Annotated in this window: 18 protein-coding genes; 10 read left to right on the forward strand and 8 right to left on the reverse strand. The window is 56.1% G+C overall.

The window, feature by feature from the left end:
• Positions 1 to 38 precede the first annotated feature (38 nt).
• The 3 genes from fhuC to fhuB are packed head-to-tail and all read left to right on the forward strand — an operon-like array spanning position 39 to position 3,705.
• The gene (gene fhuC, locus ACOTWU_RS10990) at positions 39 to 836 is read left to right on the forward strand and encodes a Fe3+-hydroxamate ABC transporter ATP-binding protein FhuC (RefSeq protein WP_017383746.1); all 798 of its coding nucleotides are present in this window, start codon (positions 39 to 41) and stop codon (positions 834 to 836) included.
• The gene (gene fhuD / locus ACOTWU_RS10995; RefSeq protein ID WP_126498683.1) at positions 836 to 1,726 is read left to right on the forward strand and encodes a Fe(3+)-hydroxamate ABC transporter substrate-binding protein FhuD; all 891 of its coding nucleotides are present in this window, start codon (positions 836 to 838) and stop codon (positions 1,724 to 1,726) included. The genes fhuC and fhuD overlap by 1 nt, the downstream gene beginning before the upstream one ends.
• Positions 1,723 to 3,705, forward strand: a complete 1,983-nt coding sequence (gene fhuB / locus ACOTWU_RS11000; protein ID WP_126498682.1) for a Fe(3+)-hydroxamate ABC transporter permease FhuB — start codon at positions 1,723 to 1,725, stop codon at positions 3,703 to 3,705. The genes fhuD and fhuB overlap by 4 nt, the downstream gene beginning before the upstream one ends.
• Before the next feature lie 111 nt (positions 3,706 to 3,816).
• Here the strand turns inward: fhuB and hemL are convergent, their stop codons facing one another.
• Positions 3,817 to 5,097: a glutamate-1-semialdehyde 2,1-aminomutase gene (gene hemL, locus ACOTWU_RS11005; protein ID WP_045911034.1), complete on the reverse strand. Its 1,281-nt coding sequence runs from the start codon at positions 5,095 to 5,097 to the stop codon at positions 3,817 to 3,819.
• Positions 5,098 to 5,274: 177 nt separating this feature from the next.
• Between hemL and clcA the strand changes: the two genes are divergently transcribed.
• Both clcA and erpA read left to right on the forward strand, forming a co-directional pair.
• A complete protein-coding gene (clcA, locus tag ACOTWU_RS11010; RefSeq protein ID WP_017383743.1) occupies positions 5,275 to 6,675 on the forward strand; it encodes a H(+)/Cl(-) exchange transporter ClcA in 1,401 nt (466 codons plus the stop codon).
• Between the two features lie 85 nt (positions 6,676 to 6,760).
• A complete protein-coding gene (gene erpA, locus ACOTWU_RS11015) occupies positions 6,761 to 7,105 on the forward strand; it encodes an iron-sulfur cluster insertion protein ErpA (RefSeq protein ID WP_003856230.1) in 345 nt (114 codons plus the stop codon).
• Positions 7,106 to 7,163: 58 nt separating this feature from the next.
• Here the strand turns inward: erpA and ACOTWU_RS11020 are convergent, their stop codons facing one another.
• The 3 genes from ACOTWU_RS11020 to mtnN are packed head-to-tail and all read right to left on the reverse strand — an operon-like array spanning position 7,164 to position 9,311.
• Entirely contained in the window at positions 7,164 to 7,787 is a 624-nt protein-coding gene (locus ACOTWU_RS11020) for a TRIC cation channel family protein (protein WP_003856227.1), read from the reverse strand.
• A 23-nt stretch (positions 7,788 to 7,810) separates the two neighbouring features.
• On the reverse strand, positions 7,811 to 8,620 hold the full coding sequence (gene btuF, locus ACOTWU_RS11025) for a vitamin B12 ABC transporter substrate-binding protein BtuF (protein WP_017383741.1): 810 nt from the start codon (positions 8,618 to 8,620) through the stop codon (positions 7,811 to 7,813).
• Positions 8,613 to 9,311, reverse strand: a complete 699-nt coding sequence (gene mtnN, locus ACOTWU_RS11030) for a 5'-methylthioadenosine/S-adenosylhomocysteine nucleosidase (protein WP_003856223.1) — start codon at positions 9,309 to 9,311, stop codon at positions 8,613 to 8,615. The genes btuF and mtnN overlap by 8 nt, the downstream gene beginning before the upstream one ends.
• An 82-nt stretch (positions 9,312 to 9,393) precedes the next feature.
• Between mtnN and dgt the strand changes: the two genes are divergently transcribed.
• The 3 genes from dgt (at position 9,394) to ACOTWU_RS11045 (ending at position 13,778) form a co-directional block, all read left to right on the forward strand.
• A complete protein-coding gene (gene dgt, locus ACOTWU_RS11035) occupies positions 9,394 to 10,908 on the forward strand; it encodes a dGTPase (RefSeq protein ID WP_015572717.1) in 1,515 nt (504 codons plus the stop codon).
• 132 nt (positions 10,909 to 11,040) lie between these two features.
• Positions 11,041 to 12,474, forward strand: a complete 1,434-nt coding sequence (gene degP, locus ACOTWU_RS11040) for a serine endoprotease DegP (RefSeq protein WP_015572718.1) — start codon at positions 11,041 to 11,043, stop codon at positions 12,472 to 12,474.
• A 146-nt stretch (positions 12,475 to 12,620) separates the two neighbouring features.
• Positions 12,621 to 13,778 (forward strand): CdaR family transcriptional regulator, encoded by a 1,158-nt coding sequence (locus ACOTWU_RS11045; RefSeq protein ID WP_003856217.1) that lies wholly within the window; start codon positions 12,621 to 12,623, stop codon positions 13,776 to 13,778.
• A gap of 89 nt (positions 13,779 to 13,867) precedes the next feature.
• Here the strand turns inward: ACOTWU_RS11045 and ACOTWU_RS11050 are convergent, their stop codons facing one another.
• From ACOTWU_RS11050 to map, 4 genes are all read right to left on the reverse strand, one after another.
• Positions 13,868 to 14,257 carry a DUF3461 family protein gene (locus ACOTWU_RS11050; protein WP_015572719.1) on the reverse strand — a complete coding sequence of 130 codons (390 nt, stop codon included), beginning with the start codon at positions 14,255 to 14,257 and terminating at the stop codon, positions 13,868 to 13,870.
• Positions 14,258 to 14,368: 111 nt separating this feature from the next.
• Positions 14,369 to 15,193: a 2,3,4,5-tetrahydropyridine-2,6-dicarboxylate N-succinyltransferase gene (gene dapD / locus ACOTWU_RS11055; protein ID WP_003856214.1), complete on the reverse strand. Its 825-nt coding sequence runs from the start codon at positions 15,191 to 15,193 to the stop codon at positions 14,369 to 14,371.
• 32 nt (positions 15,194 to 15,225) lie between these two features.
• Positions 15,226 to 17,901 (reverse strand): bifunctional uridylyltransferase/uridylyl-removing protein GlnD, encoded by a 2,676-nt coding sequence (gene glnD / locus ACOTWU_RS11060; protein ID WP_126498681.1) that lies wholly within the window; start codon positions 17,899 to 17,901, stop codon positions 15,226 to 15,228.
• Positions 17,902 to 17,963: 62 nt separating this feature from the next.
• On the reverse strand, positions 17,964 to 18,758 hold the full coding sequence (gene map / locus ACOTWU_RS11065) for a type I methionyl aminopeptidase (RefSeq protein ID WP_015572721.1): 795 nt from the start codon (positions 18,756 to 18,758) through the stop codon (positions 17,964 to 17,966).
• 321 nt (positions 18,759 to 19,079) lie between these two features.
• Between map and rpsB the strand changes: the two genes are divergently transcribed.
• Together rpsB and tsf are read left to right on the forward strand one after the other, a co-directional pair.
• On the forward strand, positions 19,080 to 19,805 hold the full coding sequence (gene rpsB, locus ACOTWU_RS11070) for a 30S ribosomal protein S2 (RefSeq protein WP_003856207.1): 726 nt from the start codon (positions 19,080 to 19,082) through the stop codon (positions 19,803 to 19,805).
• A gap of 117 nt (positions 19,806 to 19,922) precedes the next feature.
• Positions 19,923 to 20,774: a translation elongation factor Ts gene (tsf, locus tag ACOTWU_RS11075; protein ID WP_015572722.1), complete on the forward strand. Its 852-nt coding sequence runs from the start codon at positions 19,923 to 19,925 to the stop codon at positions 20,772 to 20,774.
• Positions 20,775 to 20,888 lie beyond the last annotated feature (114 nt).

The raw sequence follows: 20,888 nt of genomic DNA on the forward strand, positions 1-20,888 counted from the left end.
CACGGTTCGCCGTGCCCTTTTTATTTAAGTTGGCTGACATGCAGGATAATAAAACGCAATCCGACTCCACCTTCACGCTTAACAATCTCTCCTTTCGCGTACCCGGGCGCACCTTGCTGCATCCGCTCTCTTTGACGTTTCCCGCAGGTAAAGTGACCGGTTTAATCGGGCACAATGGTTCCGGTAAATCGACGCTGCTGAAGATGCTGGGTCGTCATCAGCCGCCGTCCGAGGGCGACATATTGCTGGATGACCAGCCGCTGGCGAGCTGGAGCAGTAAGGCCTTTGCCCGCAAGGTGGCCTATCTGCCGCAGCAGTTGCCGCAGGCTGAGGGGATGACGGTGCGCGAGCTGGTGGCGATTGGACGTTATCCGTGGCACGGTGCGCTCGGGCGTTTTGGCGTCGCTGACAGAGAGAAAGTGGAAGAGGCGATCGCGCTGGTTGGGTTAAAACCGCTGGCGCACCGTCTGGTGGATAGCCTGTCCGGTGGCGAGCGTCAGCGCGCATGGATCGCGATGCTGGTGGCGCAGGACAGCCGCTGCCTGCTGCTCGACGAACCCACGTCGGCGCTGGACATTGCGCATCAGGTTGACGTCCTGGCGCTGGTGCATCGCTTAAGTCAGCAGCGCGGCCTGACGGTGATTGCCGTTCTGCATGATATCAACATGGCGGCACGCTATTGCGACTACCTGGTAGCGCTGCGCGGCGGTGAAATGATCGCTCAGGGTACGCCTGCCGAACTGATGCGCAGCGAAACGCTGGAACATATCTACGGTATTCCTATGGGCATCCTGTCTCACCCAGCCGGTGCTGCACCCGTGAGCTTTGTCTACTGATGCTGGATTCAACATTCATTAGCCGCCGTCGCCTGCTGACGGCCATGGCGCTCTCACCGCTGCTGTTAAAGATGGGCCCGGCCCGCGCTGCCGCTATCGATCCGCACCGCATCGTGGCGCTGGAGTGGTTGCCCGTCGAACTGATGATGGCGCTTGGCGTGACGCCTTACGGCGTGGCCGATATTCCCAACTACACCCTGTGGGTGAATGAGCCAAAACTGCCGGACTCCGTCATCGACATTGGCCTGCGTACGGAGCCGAATCTTGAGCTTCTCACCCAGATGAAACCGTCTTATTTATTCTGGTCTGCGGGGTATGGCCCGTCGGAAGAGACCATGGCGAAGATTGCGCCAGGGCGGGGCTTTTCCTTTAGCGACGGCAAAAAGCCGCTGACCATGGCAAAAAATTCCATCCACGAGATGGCGCAGTTTCTCAACCGTGAGGCTCAGGCGAAAAAACATCTCGATGAATTTAATGCGCTGATTGATTCCCTCAAGCCGCGCTTTGCCCACCGTGGCGATCGGCCTTTGCTGATGGTAACCCTGCTGGATGCCCGCCATATGCTGGTCTTTGGAAATAACTGTCTGTTCCAGGAAGTGCTCGACAGCTTTGGCATTCGCAATGCCTGGGAAGGCGAGATGACATTCTGGGGCAGTACCGCCGTGGGTATTGACCGTCTGGCGGCGTTTCGTGATGTGGACGTGCTGTGCTTCGATCACGGGAACGAGCGCGAGATGCAAACCCTGATGGCGACCCCGCTCTGGCAGGCAATGCCGTTCGTCCGCGAGCAGCGCTTCATGCGCGCGCCAGCGGTATGGTTCTACGGCGCGACGCTGTCGGCAATGCATTTTGCCCGCGTGCTGGACAATGCACTGGGAGGCAAGGCATGAGCACGCGTATGGCCCGTTTCCCGATGTTACTGTTAGCGCTCATTTTTCTGGCTGCCCTGATGTTAACCGGCTTTAACCTGAGCACGGCGTTACCGCGCGATCAATGGGCAGCCGCGTTTGCCGCACCGGATATCGATAATATTCAGCAAATGCTGTTCCACTACAGCCTGCTGCCGCGTCTGGCTATCTCCCTGCTGGTCGGGGCGGGACTGGGACTGGTGGGCGTACTGTTTCAGCAGGTGCTGCGTAACCCGCTGGCAGAGCCGACCACGCTGGGCGTGGCGACGGGGGCTCAGCTGGGGATCACCATCACTACTCTCTGGACCCTGCCGGGAGTGCTAACCTCGCAGTTTGCCGCGCTGGCAGGCGCATGCGTGGTCGGTGCGCTGGTCTTTGGCGTGGCATGGGGAAAACGTCTCTCGCCGGTCACGCTGATCCTCGCGGGGCTGGTCGTCAGCCTCTACTGTGGGGCAATCAACCAGCTGCTGGTGCTGTTTCACCACGACCAGCTGCAAAGCATGTTTATGTGGAGTACCGGCACGCTCACCCAGACTGACTGGAGTATCGTCCAGCGCCTGTGGCCGCAGCTGTTCGGCGGCGTGGTGCTGACGCTGCTGCTGCTGCGTCCGCTGACGTTGATGGGTCTCGATGACGGCGTGGCGCGCAATTTGGGGCTGGCGCTGTCGCTGGCGCGTCTGGCGGCCCTGACCCTGGCGATTGTGCTCAGCGCGTTACTGGTTAACGCCGTCGGCATCATCGGTTTTATCGGCCTGTTTGCGCCGTTGCTGGCAAAAATGCTCGGCGCACGCCGTCTGCTGGCGCGGCTGATGCTGGCTCCGCTGATTGGCGCGCTGATCCTCTGGCTTTCTGATCAACTCATTCTCTGGCTGGCGCGCGTCTGGATGGAAGTTTCCACGGGCTCGGTGACGGCCCTGATCGGCGCACCGCTGCTGCTGTGGCTGTTGCCGCGCCTGCGCAGCATTAGCGCTCCGGCAATGGATGCCGGCGATAAAGTACATGCCGAACGTCAGTCGGTGGTGTGGTTCAGCCTTGCCGGGCTGGCAGTGCTGGTTATCGCCTCGTTTGCCGCACTCTCGCTGGGACGCGACGCCACGGGCTGGCACTGGGCGACGGGGGATCTGCTGCATGAACTCATGCAGTGGCGCTGGCCGCGGATCTTCTCCGCGCTGATTGCGGGCGTCATGCTGGCGGTGGCGGGCTGTATTATCCAGCGTCTCACCGGCAACCCGATGGCAAGCCCGGAGGTATTAGGGATCAGCTCCGGGGCCGCGTTTGGCGTAGTGTTGATGTTGTTCCTCGTGCCGGGAAATGCGTTCGGCTGGCTGATGCCTGCCGGGAGTATCGGCGCGGCAGTCACGCTGATGATTATCCTGATCGCCTCCGGGCGAGGGGGGTTCTCACCTCACCGTATGCTGCTGGCCGGGATGGCGCTCAGCACCGCGTTTACTATGCTGCTGATGATGTTGCAGGCGAGCGGCGATCCGCGCATGGCGCAGATCCTGACCTGGATTTCCGGTTCAACGTACAACGCCACCGGCAGTCAGGTAGTGCATACCGGGATTGTGATGATCGTGCTGCTGGCGATTGTGCCGCTGTGCCGTCGCTGGATGACCATTCTGCCGCTGGGTGGGGATACCGCCCGCGCGGTCGGCTTGGCGCTGACGCCAACGCGTATCGCCCTGTTGCTGCTGGCCGCGTGCCTGACGGCGACGGCCACCATGACTATCGGCCCGCTCAGTTTTGTCGGATTAATGGCGCCGCATATCGCCCGTATGATGGGCTTCCGCCGGACTTTGCCGCATATCGTGATCTCTGCGCTGACGGGCGGGGTAATCCTGGTCTTTGCTGACTGGTGCGGAAGGATGGTGCTGTTCCCGTATCAGATCCCGGCGGGCCTGCTGTCGACCTTTATCGGCGCGCCGTATTTTATATATCTGTTGAGAAAGCAGAGTCGGTAATAAAAGTAAACGGCAATCCTTAGATTGCCGTTTTCGTGTTTGCTCCCTCTCCCAAGGGAAGATGGAGAACATCGTAGGCCGGGTAAGCGTTAGCGCCACCCGGCAATGCCCTTAGAGCTTCGCAAACACCTTACGCGCTGCGTCGATGGTGTTATTGATATCTTCTTCGCTGTGCGCCACGGACATAAAGCCCGCTTCAAACGCTGACGGCGCAAGATACACGCCTTCTTCCAGCATCAGATGGAAGAAGCGTTTGAAGCGTTCCACGTCGCATTTCACCACGTCCTGATAGCAGGTCACGGTTTTCGCATCGGTGAAGAAAATCCCGAACATCCCGCCGACGTGGTTTACCACCAGCGGAATACCCGCGTCTTCTGCGGCTTCCAGCAGGCCGTTTGCCAGCTGCGTCGTCCGGTCCGTCAGGGTTTCGTGGATACCCGGCTGCGCCACTTCGGTCAGACAGGCAAAGCCCGCCGCCATCGCAATCGGGTTACCGGAGAGCGTACCCGCCTGGTAAACCGGACCGGTTGGCGCCAGCGCGTCCATCACGTCCTTACGGCCGCCAAACGCGCCGACAGGCATGCCGCCGCCAATGATTTTGCCGAGGCAGGTCAGATCCGGCTCTACGCCGTAGTATGACTGCGCTCCCGCCAGCGCGACGCGGAAACCGGTCATCACTTCGTCGATGATCAGCAGCGCGCCGAACTCATCGCACAGTGCGCGCAGGCCCGGCAGGAAATCCGGCTGCGGTGGAATACAGTTCATGTTGCCCGCCACCGGTTCAACGATGATGCAGGCGATCTCCTGCGGATACTGCCCGAACGCGGCGCGAACGGTGTTCAGATCGTTATAGGTGCAGGTCAGCGTGTGTTTCGCGAAATCAGCCGGCACCCCCGGGGAGTTCGGTTGACCGAGCGTCAGCGCGCCGGAACCGGCTTTTACCAGCAGGCAGTCGGCGTGGCCGTGATAACAACCTTCGAACTTGATGATCTTGTCACGACCGGTAAAACCGCGCGCCAGACGGATAGCGCTCATGGTCGCTTCGGTACCGGAGTTCACCATACGCACCATGTCCATCGTTGGCACCAGCTCGGTGACCAACTCCGCCATTTTGACTTCCATCTCGGTTGGCGCGCCGAAGCTCAGGCCGCGCTGAGCGGCTTCAATCACCGCGTTGCGGATCGCCGGGTGGTTGTGCCCCAGTACCATCGGGCCCCAGGAGCCGACGTAATCGACATAGGCTTTACCATCCACATCATACAGATATGCCCCATCCGCACGTTCGATAAACAGCGGGGTGCCACCCACGCCGGTAAAGGCGCGCACGGGTGAATTCACGCCGCCTGGGATAAGCTCGCGGGCTGCGCTGTAGAGGTTTTCAGACTTGCTCATGGCGTCGTTCCTGGTTCGTAGAAATAAGTTAAGGCAACTATTCTAAGTGATTCGGAAGAGGTTATAAAATTTTTGCCCCTCAGAAGGCTTAACAATTGTTAAGTATTTTTCAGGGGACGAGGGGATTGTCTCTGGTAGAATCCCTGCGGCCTTTTGTATGACGAAACAGAACAGGTAATGAACGAGAACACACCTTCTTTTGAACAACAACAGTTTACGCGCGCGAAGCACCGGGTCAGTATCCGGCGGCTGCTCAACCGTGACAAAACCCCGTTAGCCATTCTGCTGGCAGCCGCCGTGGTCGGTACGCTGGCCGGGCTGGTGGGGGTCGCATTCGAGAAAGCGGTTAACGCGGTCCTCAACTGGCGCATAGGTACCGTCGCCAGCTTTGCCGATCGGGAATGGCTGGTCTGGGTGTGGGCCTTTGGCCTTTCGGCGCTGTTCGCCATGGTGGGCTATTTTCTGGTGCGTAAATTCGCACCTGAAGCAGGTGGCTCGGGGATCCCTGAAATTGAGGGGGCGCTGGAGGAGCTACGCCCGGTTCGCTGGTGGCGGGTGCTTCCTGTGAAATTTATCGGCGGGATGGGAACCCTCGGGGCGGGCATGGTGCTCGGTCGGGAAGGGCCAACGGTACAGCTGGGCGGTAACGTCGGGCGCATGGTCGGCGATCTGTTCCGTATGCGCAGCGCCGAAGCACGGCATACGCTGCTGGCGACGGGGGCCGCCGCGGGGCTGTCTGCGGCGTTTAACGCGCCGCTGGCGGGTATCCTGTTTATCATTGAAGAGATGCGCGCCCAGTTCCGCTACAACCTGATCTCCATTAAAGCGGTGTTTACCGGCGTGATTATGTCGAGCATTGTCTTTCGCGTCTTTAACGGCGAAGGGGCGGTGATTGAAGTTGGCAAGCTGACCAATGCGCCGGTCAATACTTTATGGCTGTATCTGGTTCTTGGGATGATTTTTGGCGTCGTCGGCCCGCTTTTTAACACCCTGATTTTACGGGCGCAGGATATGTTTCAGCGCATCCATGGCGGAAATACCACGAAATGGGTGCTGGTGGGAGGCCTGCTTGGCGGCGTGTGCGGGATCCTCGGCTTTATCGAACCGAATGCGGCGGGCGGCGGTTTCGGCCTGATTCCCATTGCCGCGGCGGGGAATTTCAGCGTAGGCCTGCTGCTGTTTATGTTTATTTCTCGCGTCATCACTACGGTATTGTGCTTCTCCTCCGGCGCACCGGGCGGCATTTTCGCTCCGATGCTTGCGCTGGGGACGCTGCTGGGTACGGCGTTCGGGATGGCGGCGGCGGCAGGCTTCCCGGCCTACCATCTGGATGCCGGGACGTTTGCGGTGGCGGGAATGGGGGCGCTGCTGGCGGCCTCCCTGCGCGCGCCGCTGACCGGGATCGTACTGGTGCTGGAAATGACCGACAATTACCAGCTCATTTTGCCAATGATCATTACCTGTCTCGGCGCGACACTATTAGCCCAATTCCTGGGTGGAAAACCGCTATACTCCACCATTCTTGCCCGTACCCTGGCGAAACAGGAAGCTGAACAGGCCCTGAAGCAGAATACTTGAATGAATTACCAGGGTATTAGATAATGACAAAAAGAATTGGGTGATTTTTGCCCAATAGCAGTCGCAGTATTCATGGGAGCATAAGATGAGTGATGACGTAGCGTTGCCGCTGGAATTTACCGAAGCAGCAGCGAAAAAAGTGAAAACCCTGATTGCCGATGAGGACAATCCGGATCTGAAACTGCGTGTTTATATTACCGGCGGCGGCTGTAGCGGCTTCCAGTATGGTTTTACCTTTGACGACCAGGTTAACGATGGTGATATGACTATCGAGAAACAGGGCGTCGCGCTGGTGGTTGACCCGATGAGCCTGCAATATCTGGTGGGCGGTTCAGTGGACTACACTGAAGGTCTGGAAGGTTCGCGCTTTGTGGTGACTAACCCGAATGCAACCAGCACCTGCGGGTGTGGTTCGTCGTTCAGTATTTAAGCCTGAACGCAGATTGTAGGCCCGGTAAGCGAAGCGCTACCGGGCTTATAAACGATATCTATCTTGAATTTTCATCCAGCGCAAAGGTCGGCAGCTTCAGATGCCAGCGTATTGCCGCTAAACGGATCACCAGCGTGACCACCATCCCCAGCATCGCCGCATTCTCCAGCGGGACAGCAAAGGTGTAATACGCCGTGGCGTGAACAATCCCCCCGATGATACAGGCTGTCGCGTAGATTTCCGTTCGCAGGATCATCGGGACTTCTCGCGCCAGTATGTCGCGAATAATCCCTCCGCCCACGCCGGTTAACACGCCCATGCAGATCGCCACCAGCGGGCCAGTCCCGGCAATAAAGGCTTTATTCACGCCTATCCCCACAAAAACCGCCAGACCGACGGCATCCAGCACCGGCAATATCCATTTTGGCAGTCTGCGAGGCTGACGAACCAGCACGATGGTTAACAGGCAGGTGACCATCGCCACCACCAGATCCGTGGGATCTTTCACCCAGAATACCGGGCCGTTTGCCAGCGCCATATCGCGGATCGTTCCGCCTCCCACCGCCGTAACAACGCCGAGTACCAGTACGCCAAAAGGGTCCATGCGTAGTTTTCCGGCAAGCAAAACGCCGGAGATAGCAAAAACGGCTGTGCCAAGAATATCCAGCCAATACACGAGCATCGTTAAATCCTCGAAGGGGGTATTTATCTGTTTGAGTGACTCTCTGCCAGTTCGGCGCAGAGTTGTTTTGCGGCGAGGATAATACGCGGGCTGGCGCGTTCAAACCAGTCGCTGTTGAGTGCGATGACCGGAATTTTAAGCTGCCGATGCCAGAATTGTTCTATTTTAGGAATCTCGCTCGCATTTCCGACCACCACAATGGCCTGCGGTTGTCGGGCAAGAACCTGCTCACGACTGACCTGGGGCCAGGGAACCCGGCTTTCGGCAAAGATATTTTCACCTCCACAGGTCTCAAGCACCTGGTTCTGGATCGAACCTTTCCCGGTAGTGAACAGCGGCTGGCTGCCAAATTGCAGAAAAACGCGTTGTTTCGGTTGCGTGCCGTATCGGGCTTTTAGCGCGGCATAGTCGTTGAGCATCTGCTGTGCAGCCTGCCCGGCGCGTTGGGGGGTAGGGCTGAAGGGCGCGAGGTCACGGAGGGTTTGCGCCACCTGTTCGATGCTCACCGCGTCCACCCATTTCACCGTTATTCCCAGCGAAGAGAGCTGGTTTACCTGCCGTTCGGCATTACCGCCGCGCCAGGCGAGCACCAGATCGGGCTTTAGCGCCACGATGCGTTCCAGATTCATTCCCTGCCAGGTAGCAACCTGTTCGATATGGGCGGCCTGCGGTGGATAATCGGAAAAGCTGCTTACCGCAACGGGCGTGATCCCGGCGGCAAACGCCAGTTCCGTATTGGCAGGAGAGAGAGTGATCACCCGCGGCGCGGCGATGAGCCAGGCCGGAGCGAGCAGAAGCAGGGCGACCAGCGCCCTGAATGACACCTTACCCACGCGCTAGTTTCTGCACCAGGGTTTCCACCATCACGGTGGACTGTTTGGCCGCAACGGCCAGGAATTCGTCGAAGCTGATGTGGGACTGCTGGTCCGCCACGTCAGAGATCGCGCGAACGACCACGAACGGCACGCTGAAGTTATGGCATACGTGCGCAATGGCCGTGGCTTCCATCTCAACGGCGACAGCCTGCGGGAAGTTATGACGGATTTTCGCCAGACCGACAGAGCCGTTGATAAAGGCATCGCCGCTGACGATCAGGCCACGCACCGCATTGAGGTTCAGCTCGTTAATGCAGCTTTCAGCGGCGGCAATCAGCTTATCATCCGCTTTAAACCCGGCCGGGCAGCCCGGAAGCTGACCATATTCGTAGCCGAATGCGGTGACATCTGCATCGTGATAACGCGCTTCGTCGGAAACCACGATATCGCCCACTTTCAGCGTCGGCGCCAGACCGCCCGCAGAACCCGTATTAATGATAACGTCAGGCTTGCAGCGCTCAAGCAGCAGGGTCGCGCCCAGTGCCGCTGCAACTTTACCGATGCCTGATTTCAGCAGAGCCACGTCAACACCGTTCAGCTGGCCGGTGTAGATCTCACAGCCACCGAGGGAGAGGGTCTGACGGTTCTCAATTTTGTCACGCAGCAGCGTAACTTCTTCTTCCATTGCACCAATAATGCCGATTTTCATAGATTTACTCGCGATGTGCCTTGTTAAGATGCATAGTCTATCATGCGGTTAAGGGGAAACGCATTCTCACGCGGGGGAGCACATGGCACCAATCGATTTTCGCACCAAAATTAACTGGCACCGACGTTTCCGTTCGCCACAGGGCGATAAGAGCGAACATGAGATCCTGCGCATTTTCGAAAGCGATCGCGGACGCATCATCAACTCGCCCGCCATCCGTCGGTTACAGCAAAAAACCCAGGTGTTCCCGCTGGAGCGTAACGCCGCGGTGCGTACGCGGTTAACGCACTCCATGGAAGTGCAGCAGGTGGGGCGCTACATTGCGAAAGAGATCCTCAGCCGTCTCAAAGAGCAACGTCTGCTGGAAACCTACGGACTGGATGAACTGACCGGGCCGTTCGAAAGCATCGTTGAGATGGCCTGCCTGATGCACGATATCGGCAATCCTCCCTTTGGTCATTTCGGCGAGGCCGCCATCAATGATTGGTTTAAACAGCGGCTTTTTCCCTCTGACGCCATAAGCCAGCCGCTCAGCGATGACCGCTGTGTGGTACGCGATTTATGCCTGCGTGAAGGCGAAGATAGCCTGAACGATCTGCGCCGTAAGGTGCGCCAGGATCTGTGTCATTTCGAAGGTAACGCGCAGGGGATCCGTCTGGTGCACTCCCTGATGCGGATGAATCTGACCTGGGCCCAGGTGGGCTGTATTCTTAAATACACGCGTCCCGCATGGTGGACCGGAGAAACGCCCGCCACGCATAGCTACCTGATGAAAAAACCGGGCTATTACTTATCGGAAGAAGCATACATCGCGCGGTTGCGTAAAGAACTGTCTCTGACCCCTAATGGCCGTTTTCCATTGACATGGATTATGGAAGCGGCTGATGACATTTCTTATTGCGTGGCCGATCTGGAAGACGCGGTGGAAAAAAGAATATTCAGCGTCGAGGAGCTGTATCAGCATCTTCATGATGCCTGGGGAGAGCATGAAAAAGGTTCTCTGTTTGCGCAGGTCGTCGAGAATGCCTGGGATAAATCGCGTTCAAATTCGCTGAGCCGCAGTACCGAAGATCAGTTCTTTATGTATTTGCGGGTGAACACGCTGAATAAACTGGTGCCGTATGCGGCCGCCCGTTTCATTGATAATTTGCCGATGATATTTAGCGGGGAATTTAATCACGCCCTGCTGGAAGATGAGAGCAGTTTTAGTCAGCTTCTTGAATTATATAAAAACGTGGCTGTTCGCCATGTTTTCAGCCACCCGGATGTCGAGCAGCTGGAGCTGCAAGGATACCGGGTTATCAGCGGGTTGCTGGAGATTTATGGCCCGCTGCTTCAGCTGACGGTCGATGAGTTTAGCGAGCTGGCAAATAATGAACGTGTTCGCCGCCTGCCGATTGAATCTCGTCTCTATCAGAAGCTTTCAACCCGCCACCGGCTGGCATACATTGAAGCCGTCAGTAAAATAGATCGCCATTCTTCCCAATGGCCAGTCATGGAATATTATTATCGCTGTCGTCTTATCCAGGACTATATCAGCGGGATGACAGATTTGTATGCCTGGGATGAATACCGCAAGCTTATGGCCGTTGAATAAGCCATGAGTTTTGTAAAGACGACCAATAAATTTTTACTTTTTCCATAAACTTAATCCCGGAACTAAGCGGTATAAAACGAATCTGAGTTACACAGCAATTTTGCGTTATCTGGTAAATCGAGATTGAGAAACATGAAAAAAACCACATTAGCAATGAGTGCACTGGCTCTGAGTTTAGGTTTAGCGCTGTCCCCTCTGGCGATGGCGGCCGAGACAGCTTCCTCGGCAGCGACTGCGCAGCAGATGCCAAGCCTGGCCCCGATGCTCGAAAAAGTGATGCCATCGGTGGTGAGTATTAACGTTGAGGGCAGCACAACCGTCAATACGCCGCGTATGCCGCGTAATTTCCAGCAGTTCTTCGGCGACAATTCGCCATTCTGCCAGGACGGTTCGCCATTCCAGAGTTCTCCGTTCTGTCAGGGCGGCGGCGCAGGGGATGACGGTCAGGGCGGCGGCCAGCAGCAGAAATTCATGGCACTTGGCTCGGGCGTCATTATTGATGCAGCCAAAGGCTACGTGGTGACCAATAACCACGTGGTAGATAATGCTAACACCATTAAAGTGCAGATGAGCGATGGCCGTAAATTCGATGCCAAAGTGGTTGGTAAAGACCCGCGCTCCGATATCGCGCTGATTCAAATCCAGGATCCGAAGAACCTGACGGCGATTAAGCTTGCCGACTCTGACGCGCTGCGCGTGGGTGACTACACCGTCGCCATCGGTAACCCATTTGGTCTGGGCGAAACCGTGACCTCGGGTATCGTCTCTGCGCTGGGACGTAGCGGCCTGAATGCGGAAAACTATGAAAACTTCATTCAGACGGATGCGGCCATTAACCGTGGTAACTCCGGCGGTGCGCTGGTTAACCTGAACGGTGAGCTGATCGGTATCAACACCGCTATCCTGGCACCGGACGGTGGCAACATCGGTATCGGCTTTGCTATCCCGAGCAACATGGTGAAAAACCTGACTGCGCAGATGGTGCAATATGGACAGGTGAAACGCGGTGAGCTGGGTATCATGGGTACCGAACTGAACTCCGAGCTGGCGAAAGCGATGAAAGTGGACGCTCAGCGCGGCGCATTCGTAAGCCAGGTCATGCCGAACTCTTCGGCGGCGAAAGCCGGCATTAAAGCGGGTGACGTCATCACCTCTCTGAACGGTAAGCCGATCAGCAGCTTTGCCGCCCTGCGTGCGGAAGTTGGTTCTATGCCAATCGGCAGTAAAGTGACCCTCGGCCTGCTGCGTGAAGGTAAGCCGGTTAACGTGAGCCTGGAACTGCAACAGAGCAGTCAGAATCAGGTCGATTCCAGCACCATCTTCAGCGGTATTGAAGGTGCTGAAATGAGCAACAAAGGGGCAGATAAAGGCGTGGTGGTGAACAACGTGAAAGCGAACTCACCTGCTGCCCGTATCGGCCTGAAAAAAGGTGATGTGATCATGGGCGCTAACCAGCAGCCGGTGAAAAACATCGCTGAACTGCGCAAAATTCTCGACAGCAAGCCGTCCGTGCTGGCACTGAATATTCAGCGTGGTGATACCTCTATTTATCTCCTGATGCAGTAATCTTCTTAAGCCCCTGTTCGCAGGGGCTTTCTCTTTTCTGTGACCTTTCCCACAACTCCATACATCTCTCTCTGCCTTTGGGCATCTGCACAATGCAGCCTTAGCTGAACTTCCCTATGCTTGAGCTCTGCTCACGGGAGGGTTATATGGCTGGCTGGCATCTTGATACCAAAATGGCGCAGGATATCGTGGCGCGAACCATGCGCATCATTGATACCAATATCAACGTAATGGATGCCCGCGGGCGCATTATCGGCAGCGGCGATCGTGAGCGTATTGGGGAATTGCACGAAGGGGCGTTGCTGGTGCTTTCTCAGGGGCGCGTGGTCGATATCGATGACGCCGTGGCGAAACATCTGCACGGGGTCCGTCAGGGGATCAACCTGCCGCTGCGTCTGGAAGGAGAGATTGTTGGCGTTATCGGTCTGACAGGCGATCCTGAATCGCTGCGTAAATACGGTGAGCTGGTCTGCATGACGGCGGAGATGATGCTGGAGCAGTCGCGTCTGATGCATCTGCTCGCCCAGGACAGCCGCCTGCGTGAAGAGCTGGTGATGAATTTGATTCAGGCGGAGGAGCACACGCCTGCCCTGAGCGAATGGGCGCAGCGTCTGGGTATCGACCTGAATCAGCCGCGGGTGGTCGCCGTTATTGAGGTGGATAGTGGCCAGCTTGGCGTGGACAGCGCCATGGTGGAGCTACAGCAGCTGCAAAACATGCTGGCGACGCCGGAGCGTAACAACCTGGTGGCGATTGTCTCTTTGACGGAAATGGTGGTGCTCAAGCCTGCGCTTAATCAGTTTGGTCGCTGGGACGCGGAAGATCATCGTCGCCGCGTTGAGCTGCTCATCGAGCGCATGAAGGAGAACGGACAGCTCCGTTTTCGCGTCGCGCTGGGAAATTATTTTACCGGGCCGGGAAGTATTGCCCGTTCATGGCGAACGGCGCGCACCACCATGATGGTGGGTAAACAGCGCATGCCGGAGAGCCGCAGTTATTTCTATCAGGATCTGATGCTGCCGGTCCTGCTCGACAGCCTGCGCGGCGGCTGGCAGGCCAACGAGCTGGCGCGTCCGCTGGTGCGTCTGAAAGCGATGGACAACAACGGGCTGCTGCGCCGCACGTTGCAGGCGTGGTTCCGGCATAACGTGCAGCCGCTGGCAACGTCAAAAGCGCTGTTTATTCACCGTAATACGCTGGAGTATCGGCTTAACCGGATCTCGGAACTGACGGGGCTGGATTTAGGGAATTTTGACGACCGGCTACTGCTGTATGTGGCGTTGCAGCTGGATGAACAGAGATGATGCTGTTTGCCGGGTGGCGGCTTCGCCTTACCCGGCCTACATGCGTTCGTAGGCCCGGTAAGCGAAGCGCCACCGGGCAATAAAACGGCTCATTTGTTACGCGTCAATTTCTCAAGATCCGCTTCAATCTCGCTGATCTTATTGGTGACTACGCTTTCCAGGTGACGCAGGTCGTCAAGGATCTTACGTTTCAGATCGACTTCGCTGCGATCGCGCTGGCAGATTTGATCGAGTTCGTCGATCACGTAGCGCAGGTTAGGGCTGATTTCCTGTACTTCTTTATATCCCTGACCGATACCGTCAGCGACAACGGTCTTACGCTGGCGAGGGTATTTAAACTTCACGCTTTTGGCGAAGAACTCTCCTTTGTCCTTGTGAAAATAGATTTTCAAAATATCGTTATTGGCTTCCTGGCGGAGACTATAACGATCAATTTCATCAGGATTGGTAATGCCCAGACTTTTCAGATTATCGTACATAGCGGTACCCTTGATCTCAACATAACCTATGAATAATTAACGAAAAAATCTATTTTCGCCACCTTCGGATATAAAAAAAGCGGGGTTGCCCCCGCTTTTTGTTATACCCGATTAATCGATGGTGCGCAGCAGTTCATTGATGCCCACTTTACCGCGCGTTTTCGCGTCCACTTTTTTCACGATGACCGCGCAATACAGGCTGTATTTGCCATCTTTAGACGGCAGGTTGCCGGAAACCACAACGGAACCGGCTGGAACGCGGCCGTAGTGAATTTCACCGGTTTCGCGATCGTAAATACGGGTGCTCTGGCCAATATAAACGCCCATGGAGATCACAGAACCTTCTTCGACGATCACGCCTTCAACCACTTCGGAACGTGCGCCGATGAAGCAGTTGTCTTCGATGATGGTTGGGTTAGCCTGAAGTGGCTCAAGAACGCCACCGATGCCCACACCGCCGGACAGGTGAACGTTTTTACCGATCTGCGCGCAGGAGCCGACGGTAGCCCAGGTGTCCACCATGGTGCCTTCGTCAACGTAGGCGCCGATGTTCACGTAGGATGGCATCAGCACGGTGTTGCGTGCGATGAAGGCACCCTGACGAACGGCCGCCGGTGGTACTACGCGGAAGCCCTCTTTCTGGAAGCGCGCTTCGTCGTAATCCGCAAATTTCATTGGCACTTTATCGAAGTAGCGGCTTTCTGCTCCGTCGATAACCTGGTTATCGTTGATGCGGAAAGAGAGCAGCACAGCTTTCTTCAGCCATTGATGAGTAACCCACTGACCGTCGATTTTTTCTGCCACGCGCAGCGCGCCGGAATCCAGCAGGGAAATAACCTGGTTTACCGCTTCACGGGTCACGGTATCCACATTTGCCGGAGTGATGTCGGCGCGACGCTCAAAAGCGGACTCAATAACGTTCTGTAACTGCTGCATTGTTTACTCTTTCCATTTCACTAAAAAACACGTCACCCTTTATCGTTTGGATTGAGGGCTGCTGTCAACCGTTGTTGCACTTCAAGTTGCAGGTCATTATTAAGGGCACGCCGGTCGGCCGTCGCGATTATAAATAAATCTTCTACTCGTTCGCCAATGGTTGTAATTCGGGCGCCGTGAAGCGAAATTCCCAGATCGGCAAAAACCTGGCCGACGCGGGCGAGCAGCCCTGGCTGGTCGAGCGCAATCAGCTCAAGGAACGATTTACGGTCGGTATGGGTCGGCAGGAAATTGACCTCGGTATCGACGGTAAAGTGGCGCAGTTTTGCCGCCTGACGACGCGGCTGCGGAGGTTGCCAGCTGCGCTGCGTAATCGCCTGCTCGAGGCCAAAGCGTATCCCCTCATGCCTGTCCGACGACAGCGGGCTGCCGTCCGGCTCCAGCACAATAAAGGTGTCCATCGCCATGCCGTCGCGGGTGGTAAAAATCTGCGCGTCGTGCACGCTCAGGTTACGCCTGTCCAGCTCGGCACAGACCGCTGCAAACAAATAAGGCCGGTCCGGACTCCAGATAAAGATCTCTGTCCCGCCGCGCGTGGCCTGCGGGCTGAGCAGAATCATCGGTTTTGTCAGGTCGTGCTTCAGCAGATGCCGGGCGTGCCAGGCAAGCTGGTTTGGGCTGTGGCGCACAAAGTAGTTGGCGCGACAGCGCGCCCAAATCTGATGCAGCGCCTCTTCGTTGATGTTATCCATGCGCAGCAGAGCCAGCGCCTGCAACTGATGGTGGCGCACACGCTCGCGCATGTCGGGGGTGTTCTGCATCCCGCGACGCAGCTGTTTTTCGGTGGCGAAGTAGAGTTCGCGCAGCAGGCTCTGCTTCCAGCTGTTCCACAGGGTTTCGTTGGTGGCGCAGATATCGGCTACCGTCAGGCAGACCAGGTAGCGCAGGCGGTTCTCCGTTTGCACTTCCTCGGCGAACTGCTTGATCACTTCCGGATCCTGAATATCACGACGCTGAGCAGTAACTGACATCAGCAGATGATGGCGAACCAGCCAGGCGATAAGCTGCGTTTCACGCGAGTTCAGGCCGTGCAGCTCGGCAAATTTCAGCACGTCCTGCGCACCGAGTACGGAGTGGTCGCCGCCGCGACCTTTGGCGATATCATGGAACAGGGCGGCGATCAGGATCAGCTCCGGGTGCGCCAGACGTGGCCACAGATCAACGCACAGCGGATGGCGGGATCGCGTCTCTTCTTTAGCGAAGCTTTCCAGCTTCAGCATGACGCGGATTGTGTGCTCATCTACCGTATAGGCGTGAAACAGGTCGAACTGCATCTGCCCGACAATATGCGACCACTGGGGCATATAGGCCCACAATACGCTGTGACGGTGCATCGGCAGCAGACCGCGGCTGACGGCGCCCGGATGACGAAGCATGCTCAGGAACAGCGAGCGCGCCTCCGGGATGTAACACAGCGGCTGCTTCAGATGGCGTCGTGCATGGCGCAGATGACGCAGGGTGGTGGAGTAGATCCCGGTGATCGTGCTGTTGCGCACCATGGTGTAGAACATTCGCAGGATCGCTTCCGGTTCGCGGATGAACAGCGTTTCGTCGCGCAGATCGATAAGCGTGCCGCGCAGCTGAAATTCGTCATCAATCGGACGCGGTTTTTCGTCTGCCGTCAGCGCGAGGATCGCCTCATCGAACAGCTGTAACAGCATCTGGTTTAGCTCAGAGACGCGGCGGGTGACGCGGAAGAAATCCTTCATCATTTGCTCGACCGGCTCGTTGCCCTCGCCCTGGTAATTCAGGCGCTGCGCCACGCTGAGCTGTCGGTCAAACAGCAGGCGGTTATCGTAGCGGGTGACTTCCAGGTGCAGGGCAAAACGGATGCGCCACAGCAGATGCAGACACTCATTGAGTTCGTTACGTTCGGCTTCGGTCAGAAAACCAAACCCGACCATTTCGTCCAGTGATGTTGCTCCAAAATGTCGACGGGCGACCCATTGCAGCGTGTGGATATCGCGCAGGCCACCGGGGCTGCTTTTAATATCCGGTTCGAGATTATAGCTGGTACCGTGATAACGCTGGTGGCGCTGGTTTTGTTCTTCGACTTTCGCGGCGAAGAATTTTTCCGAAGGCCAGAAGCCGTCGCTAAAGATGTGCTTTTGCAGTTCGAGGAACAGCGCAACGTCGCCAATCAGCAGGCGGGTTTCAATCAGGTTGGTGGCGACGGTCAGGTCAGATAACCCTTCCAGCAGACACTCTTCCAGCGTGCGTACGCTGTGGCCCACTTCCAGCTTTACGTCCCAGAGCAGGGTCAACAGTTCACCGATTTTCTGCGCCCGATCGTCCGGCAGTCTTTTACGGCTTAAGATCAGCAGGTCGATATCAGAGAGTGGATGCAGTTCACCCCGGCCATAGCCGCCGACCGCAACCAGCGCGACGTCGCTCACCTGTCCGAAACCGTAGTCGATCCACAGACGTTGCAGGAGCTGGTCGATAAATTCGGTGCGCGCTTCAATGAGCTGCTCGGCCGAAACGCCTGCGTCAAATGCGTTACCCAGCCAGCGATGGAAAACCTCCATGTGGGCTTTGATATGCGCGCAGGTCAGCTCATGCGGTGGCCAGACGCCCGGGTTATCAGGCTGGTCGGGGAGGGTGGGAAGTGCTGTATTAGCATACTGTTCGGGTAAGAGATTACTCATCGTGCGCCACCCATAAGAAAAAGCTATCGCCATTAAAAAAGCCGGCATTCGCCGGCTTCTTATCACTCAATGTTCGTCAGTATCGCCGGGATGGTGTCATCCTTGCGCAACGTCATAATTTCGCAGCCGTTGTCTGTAACCACAATAGTATGCTCGTACTGAGCAGACAAGCTTCTGTCTTTGGTTTTTACCGTCCAGCCATCTTTCATGGTACGGATGCGGTAATCACCCGCGTTGACCATTGGTTCGATAGTGAAGGTCATGCCCTTTTGCAGCACTACGCCGCCGTCGTCTGCATCGTAGTGCAGAACCTGCGGTTCTTCATGGAACACACGACCAATACCGTGACCGCAATATTCGCGCACCACGGAGAAACCTTCCGCTTCCACAAATTTCTGGATTGCGGCGCCGATGGTGCGCAGGCGGATGCCCGGCTTCACCATTTTCAGCGCCAGGTAGAGGCTCTCTTGCGTCACTTTGCACAGACGCTCGCCCAGAATCGTTGGCTTGCCAACGATGAACATCTTAGAAGTGTCGCCGTGGTACTCGTCTTTAATCACGGTCACGTCGATGTTGACGATGTCGCCATCTTTCAGCAGCTTCTCGTCATCCGGAATGCCGTGGCAAACCACTTCATTAATAGAGATGCAGACGGATTTCGGGAAACCGTGATAGCCAAGGCAGGCGGAGACCGCGTGCTGCTCGTTGACGATATAGTCGTTACAGATGCGATCCAGTTCGCCAGTGCTGACGCCCGGTTTCACAAACGGCTCGATCATTTCCAGCACGTCCGCGGCCAGACGACCGGCGACGCGCATCTTTTCAATTTCTTCAGGTGTCTTAATAGAGATAGCCATGTAATCTGTCCATCGGTGTCGATTTTTTCGACAATACTAGTGTAAGTGTTGTCAATGGTATCAGTCAGGCGCACCCCGTGCCAAATTGAGAATCATTAACAGCACACTCCGCCAACAATTATTGGTTTCTGGCCGTGTTTTGTGATATAAAGCGCGCCGGACTTCCGATCCATCTCAGATACACAGGCTGGACGGGAGCGACAAATCTCACTTTGTGTAACAACACACACGTATCGGCACATATTCCGGGGTGCCCTTCGGGGTCGGTAATATGGGATACGTGGAGGCATAACCCCAACTTTCAATATAGAGGTTTTAAACATGGCAACTGTTTCCATGCGCGACATGCTCAAGGCTGGTGTTCACTTCGGTCACCAGACCCGTTACTGGAACCCGAAAATGAAGCCTTTCATCTTCGGCGCACGTAACAAAGTTCACATCATCAACCTTGAGAAGACTGTACCAATGTTCAACGAAGCCCTGGCTGAGCTGAACAAGATCTCTTCCCGTAAAGGTAAGATTCTGTTCGTTGGTACTAAGCGCGCTGCAAGCGAAGCTGTGAAAGATGCTGCTAACAGCTGCGACCAGTTCTTCGTGAACCATCGCTGGTTGGGCGGCATGCTGACCAACTGGAAAACTGTTCGTCAGTCCATCAAGCGCCTGAAAGATCTGGAAACCCAGTCTCAGGACGGTACTTTCGATAAGCTGACTAAGAAAGAAGCGCTGATGCGTACTCGTGAACTGGACAAGCTGGAAAACAGCCTGGGCGGTATCAAAGATATGGGCGGCCTGCCAGACGCGCTGTTCGTAATCGATGCAGACCACGAGCACATCGCAATCAAAGAAGCTAACAACCTGGGTATCCCGGTATTCGCTATCGTTGATACCAACTCCGATCCGGACGGTGTTGACTTCGTTATCCCGGGTAACGACGACGCAATCCGTGCTGTTAGCCTGTACCTGAGCGCTGTAGCTGCTACCGTTCGTGAAGGCCGTTCCCAGGATCTGGCTTCTCAGGCGGAAGAAAGCTTCGTAGAAGCTGAATAATAAGGTTTTACCCCTTATTAGTACCGTGTATGAATAGGGGCCCATTATCGGCCCCTTTTTTCAATTTATACTGTTTGGCTCCCGGCCGGGCAGTTCACATCTCCCGAGGATTTAAGAATGGCTGAAATTACCGCATCCCTGGTAAAAGAGCTGCGTGAGCGTACTGGCGCAGGCATGATGGATTGCAAAAAAGCGCTGACCGAAGCGAACGGCGACATCGAGCTGGCAATCGAAAACATGCGTAAATCCGGTGCGATCAAAGCAGCTAAGAAAGCAGGCAACGTTGCTGCTGACGGCGTGATCATCACCAAAATCGACGGCAACTACGGCATCATCCTGGAAGTTAACTGCCAGACTGACTTCGTTGCTAAAGATGCTGGTTTCCAGGCATTTGCTAACAAAGTTCTGGACGCAGCGGTTGCAGGCAAAATCACTGACGTTGAAGTTCTGAAAGCACAGTTCGAAGAAGAGCGTGTAGCGCTGGTTGCTAAAATCGGTGAGAACATCAACATCCGTCGCGTTTCTTCCCTGGAAGGCGATGTTCTGGGCTCTTACCAGCACGGCGCGCGTATCGGTGTTCTGGTTGCGGCTAAAGGCGCTGACGAAGAGCTGGTTAAACAGCTGGCAATGCACATCGCTGCAAGCAAACCAGAATTCGTTAAGCCAGAAGACGTGTCTGCTGAAGTGGTAGAGAAAGAGTACCAGGTTCAGCTGGACATCGCGATGCAGTCTGGTAAGCCAAAAGAAATCGCAGAGAAAATGGTTGAAGGCCGCATGAAGAAATTCACCGGCGAAGTTTCTCTGACTGGCCAGCCTTTCGTAATGGATCCAAGCAAGTCTGTTGCTCAGCTGCTGAAAGAGCACAACGCTGATGTAACTGGCTTCATCCGCTTCGAAGTGGGCGAAGGCATCGAGAAAGTTGAGACTGACTTCGCAGCAGAAGTTGCTGCAATGTCCAAGCAGTCTTAATGATTGAAAAGGAGCCGCCTGAGGGCGGCTTCTTTTTGTCACCCGTCTCACGAAATCAGACAGGCTCCAGTATCGCTGTGCTGATTTGCGACATATCATGTCGCCAGAATTAAC

The sequence above is a fragment of the Enterobacter cloacae complex sp. GYL001 genome (assembly GCF_049237125.1).
In the GTDB taxonomy this organism is placed as follows: Bacteria; Pseudomonadota; Gammaproteobacteria; order Enterobacterales; family Enterobacteriaceae; genus Enterobacter; species Enterobacter hormaechei_C.

Coding starts and splice junctions, on each gene's coding strand:
- fhuC (WP_017383746.1), top strand. CDS start 39: ATGCAGGATAATAAAACGCAATCCGACTCCACCTTCACGCTTAACAAT.
- clcA (WP_017383743.1), top strand. CDS start 5,275: ATGAACGAGAACACACCTTCTTTTGAACAACAACAGTTTACGCGCGCG.
- glnD (WP_126498681.1), bottom strand. CDS start 17,901: ATGAGTAATCTCTTACCCGAACAGTATGCTAATACAGCACTTCCCACC.
- ACOTWU_RS11050 (WP_015572719.1), bottom strand. CDS start 14,257: ATGTACGATAATCTGAAAAGTCTGGGCATTACCAATCCTGATGAAATT.
- tsf (WP_015572722.1), top strand. CDS start 19,923: ATGGCTGAAATTACCGCATCCCTGGTAAAAGAGCTGCGTGAGCGTACT.
- erpA (WP_003856230.1), top strand. CDS start 6,761: ATGAGTGATGACGTAGCGTTGCCGCTGGAATTTACCGAAGCAGCAGCG.
- fhuB (WP_126498682.1), top strand. CDS start 1,723: ATGAGCACGCGTATGGCCCGTTTCCCGATGTTACTGTTAGCGCTCATT.
- fhuD (WP_126498683.1), top strand. CDS start 836: ATGCTGGATTCAACATTCATTAGCCGCCGTCGCCTGCTGACGGCCATG.
- ACOTWU_RS11020 (WP_003856227.1), bottom strand. CDS start 7,787: ATGCTCGTGTATTGGCTGGATATTCTTGGCACAGCCGTTTTTGCTATC.
- ACOTWU_RS11045 (WP_003856217.1), top strand. CDS start 12,621: ATGGCTGGCTGGCATCTTGATACCAAAATGGCGCAGGATATCGTGGCG.
- hemL (WP_045911034.1), bottom strand. CDS start 5,097: ATGAGCAAGTCTGAAAACCTCTACAGCGCAGCCCGCGAGCTTATCCCA.
- map (WP_015572721.1), bottom strand. CDS start 18,758: ATGGCTATCTCTATTAAGACACCTGAAGAAATTGAAAAGATGCGCGTC.
- rpsB (WP_003856207.1), top strand. CDS start 19,080: ATGGCAACTGTTTCCATGCGCGACATGCTCAAGGCTGGTGTTCACTTC.
- dapD (WP_003856214.1), bottom strand. CDS start 15,193: ATGCAGCAGTTACAGAACGTTATTGAGTCCGCTTTTGAGCGTCGCGCC.
- degP (WP_015572718.1), top strand. CDS start 11,041: ATGAAAAAAACCACATTAGCAATGAGTGCACTGGCTCTGAGTTTAGGT.
- mtnN (WP_003856223.1), bottom strand. CDS start 9,311: ATGAAAATCGGCATTATTGGTGCAATGGAAGAAGAAGTTACGCTGCTG.
- dgt (WP_015572717.1), top strand. CDS start 9,394: ATGGCACCAATCGATTTTCGCACCAAAATTAACTGGCACCGACGTTTC.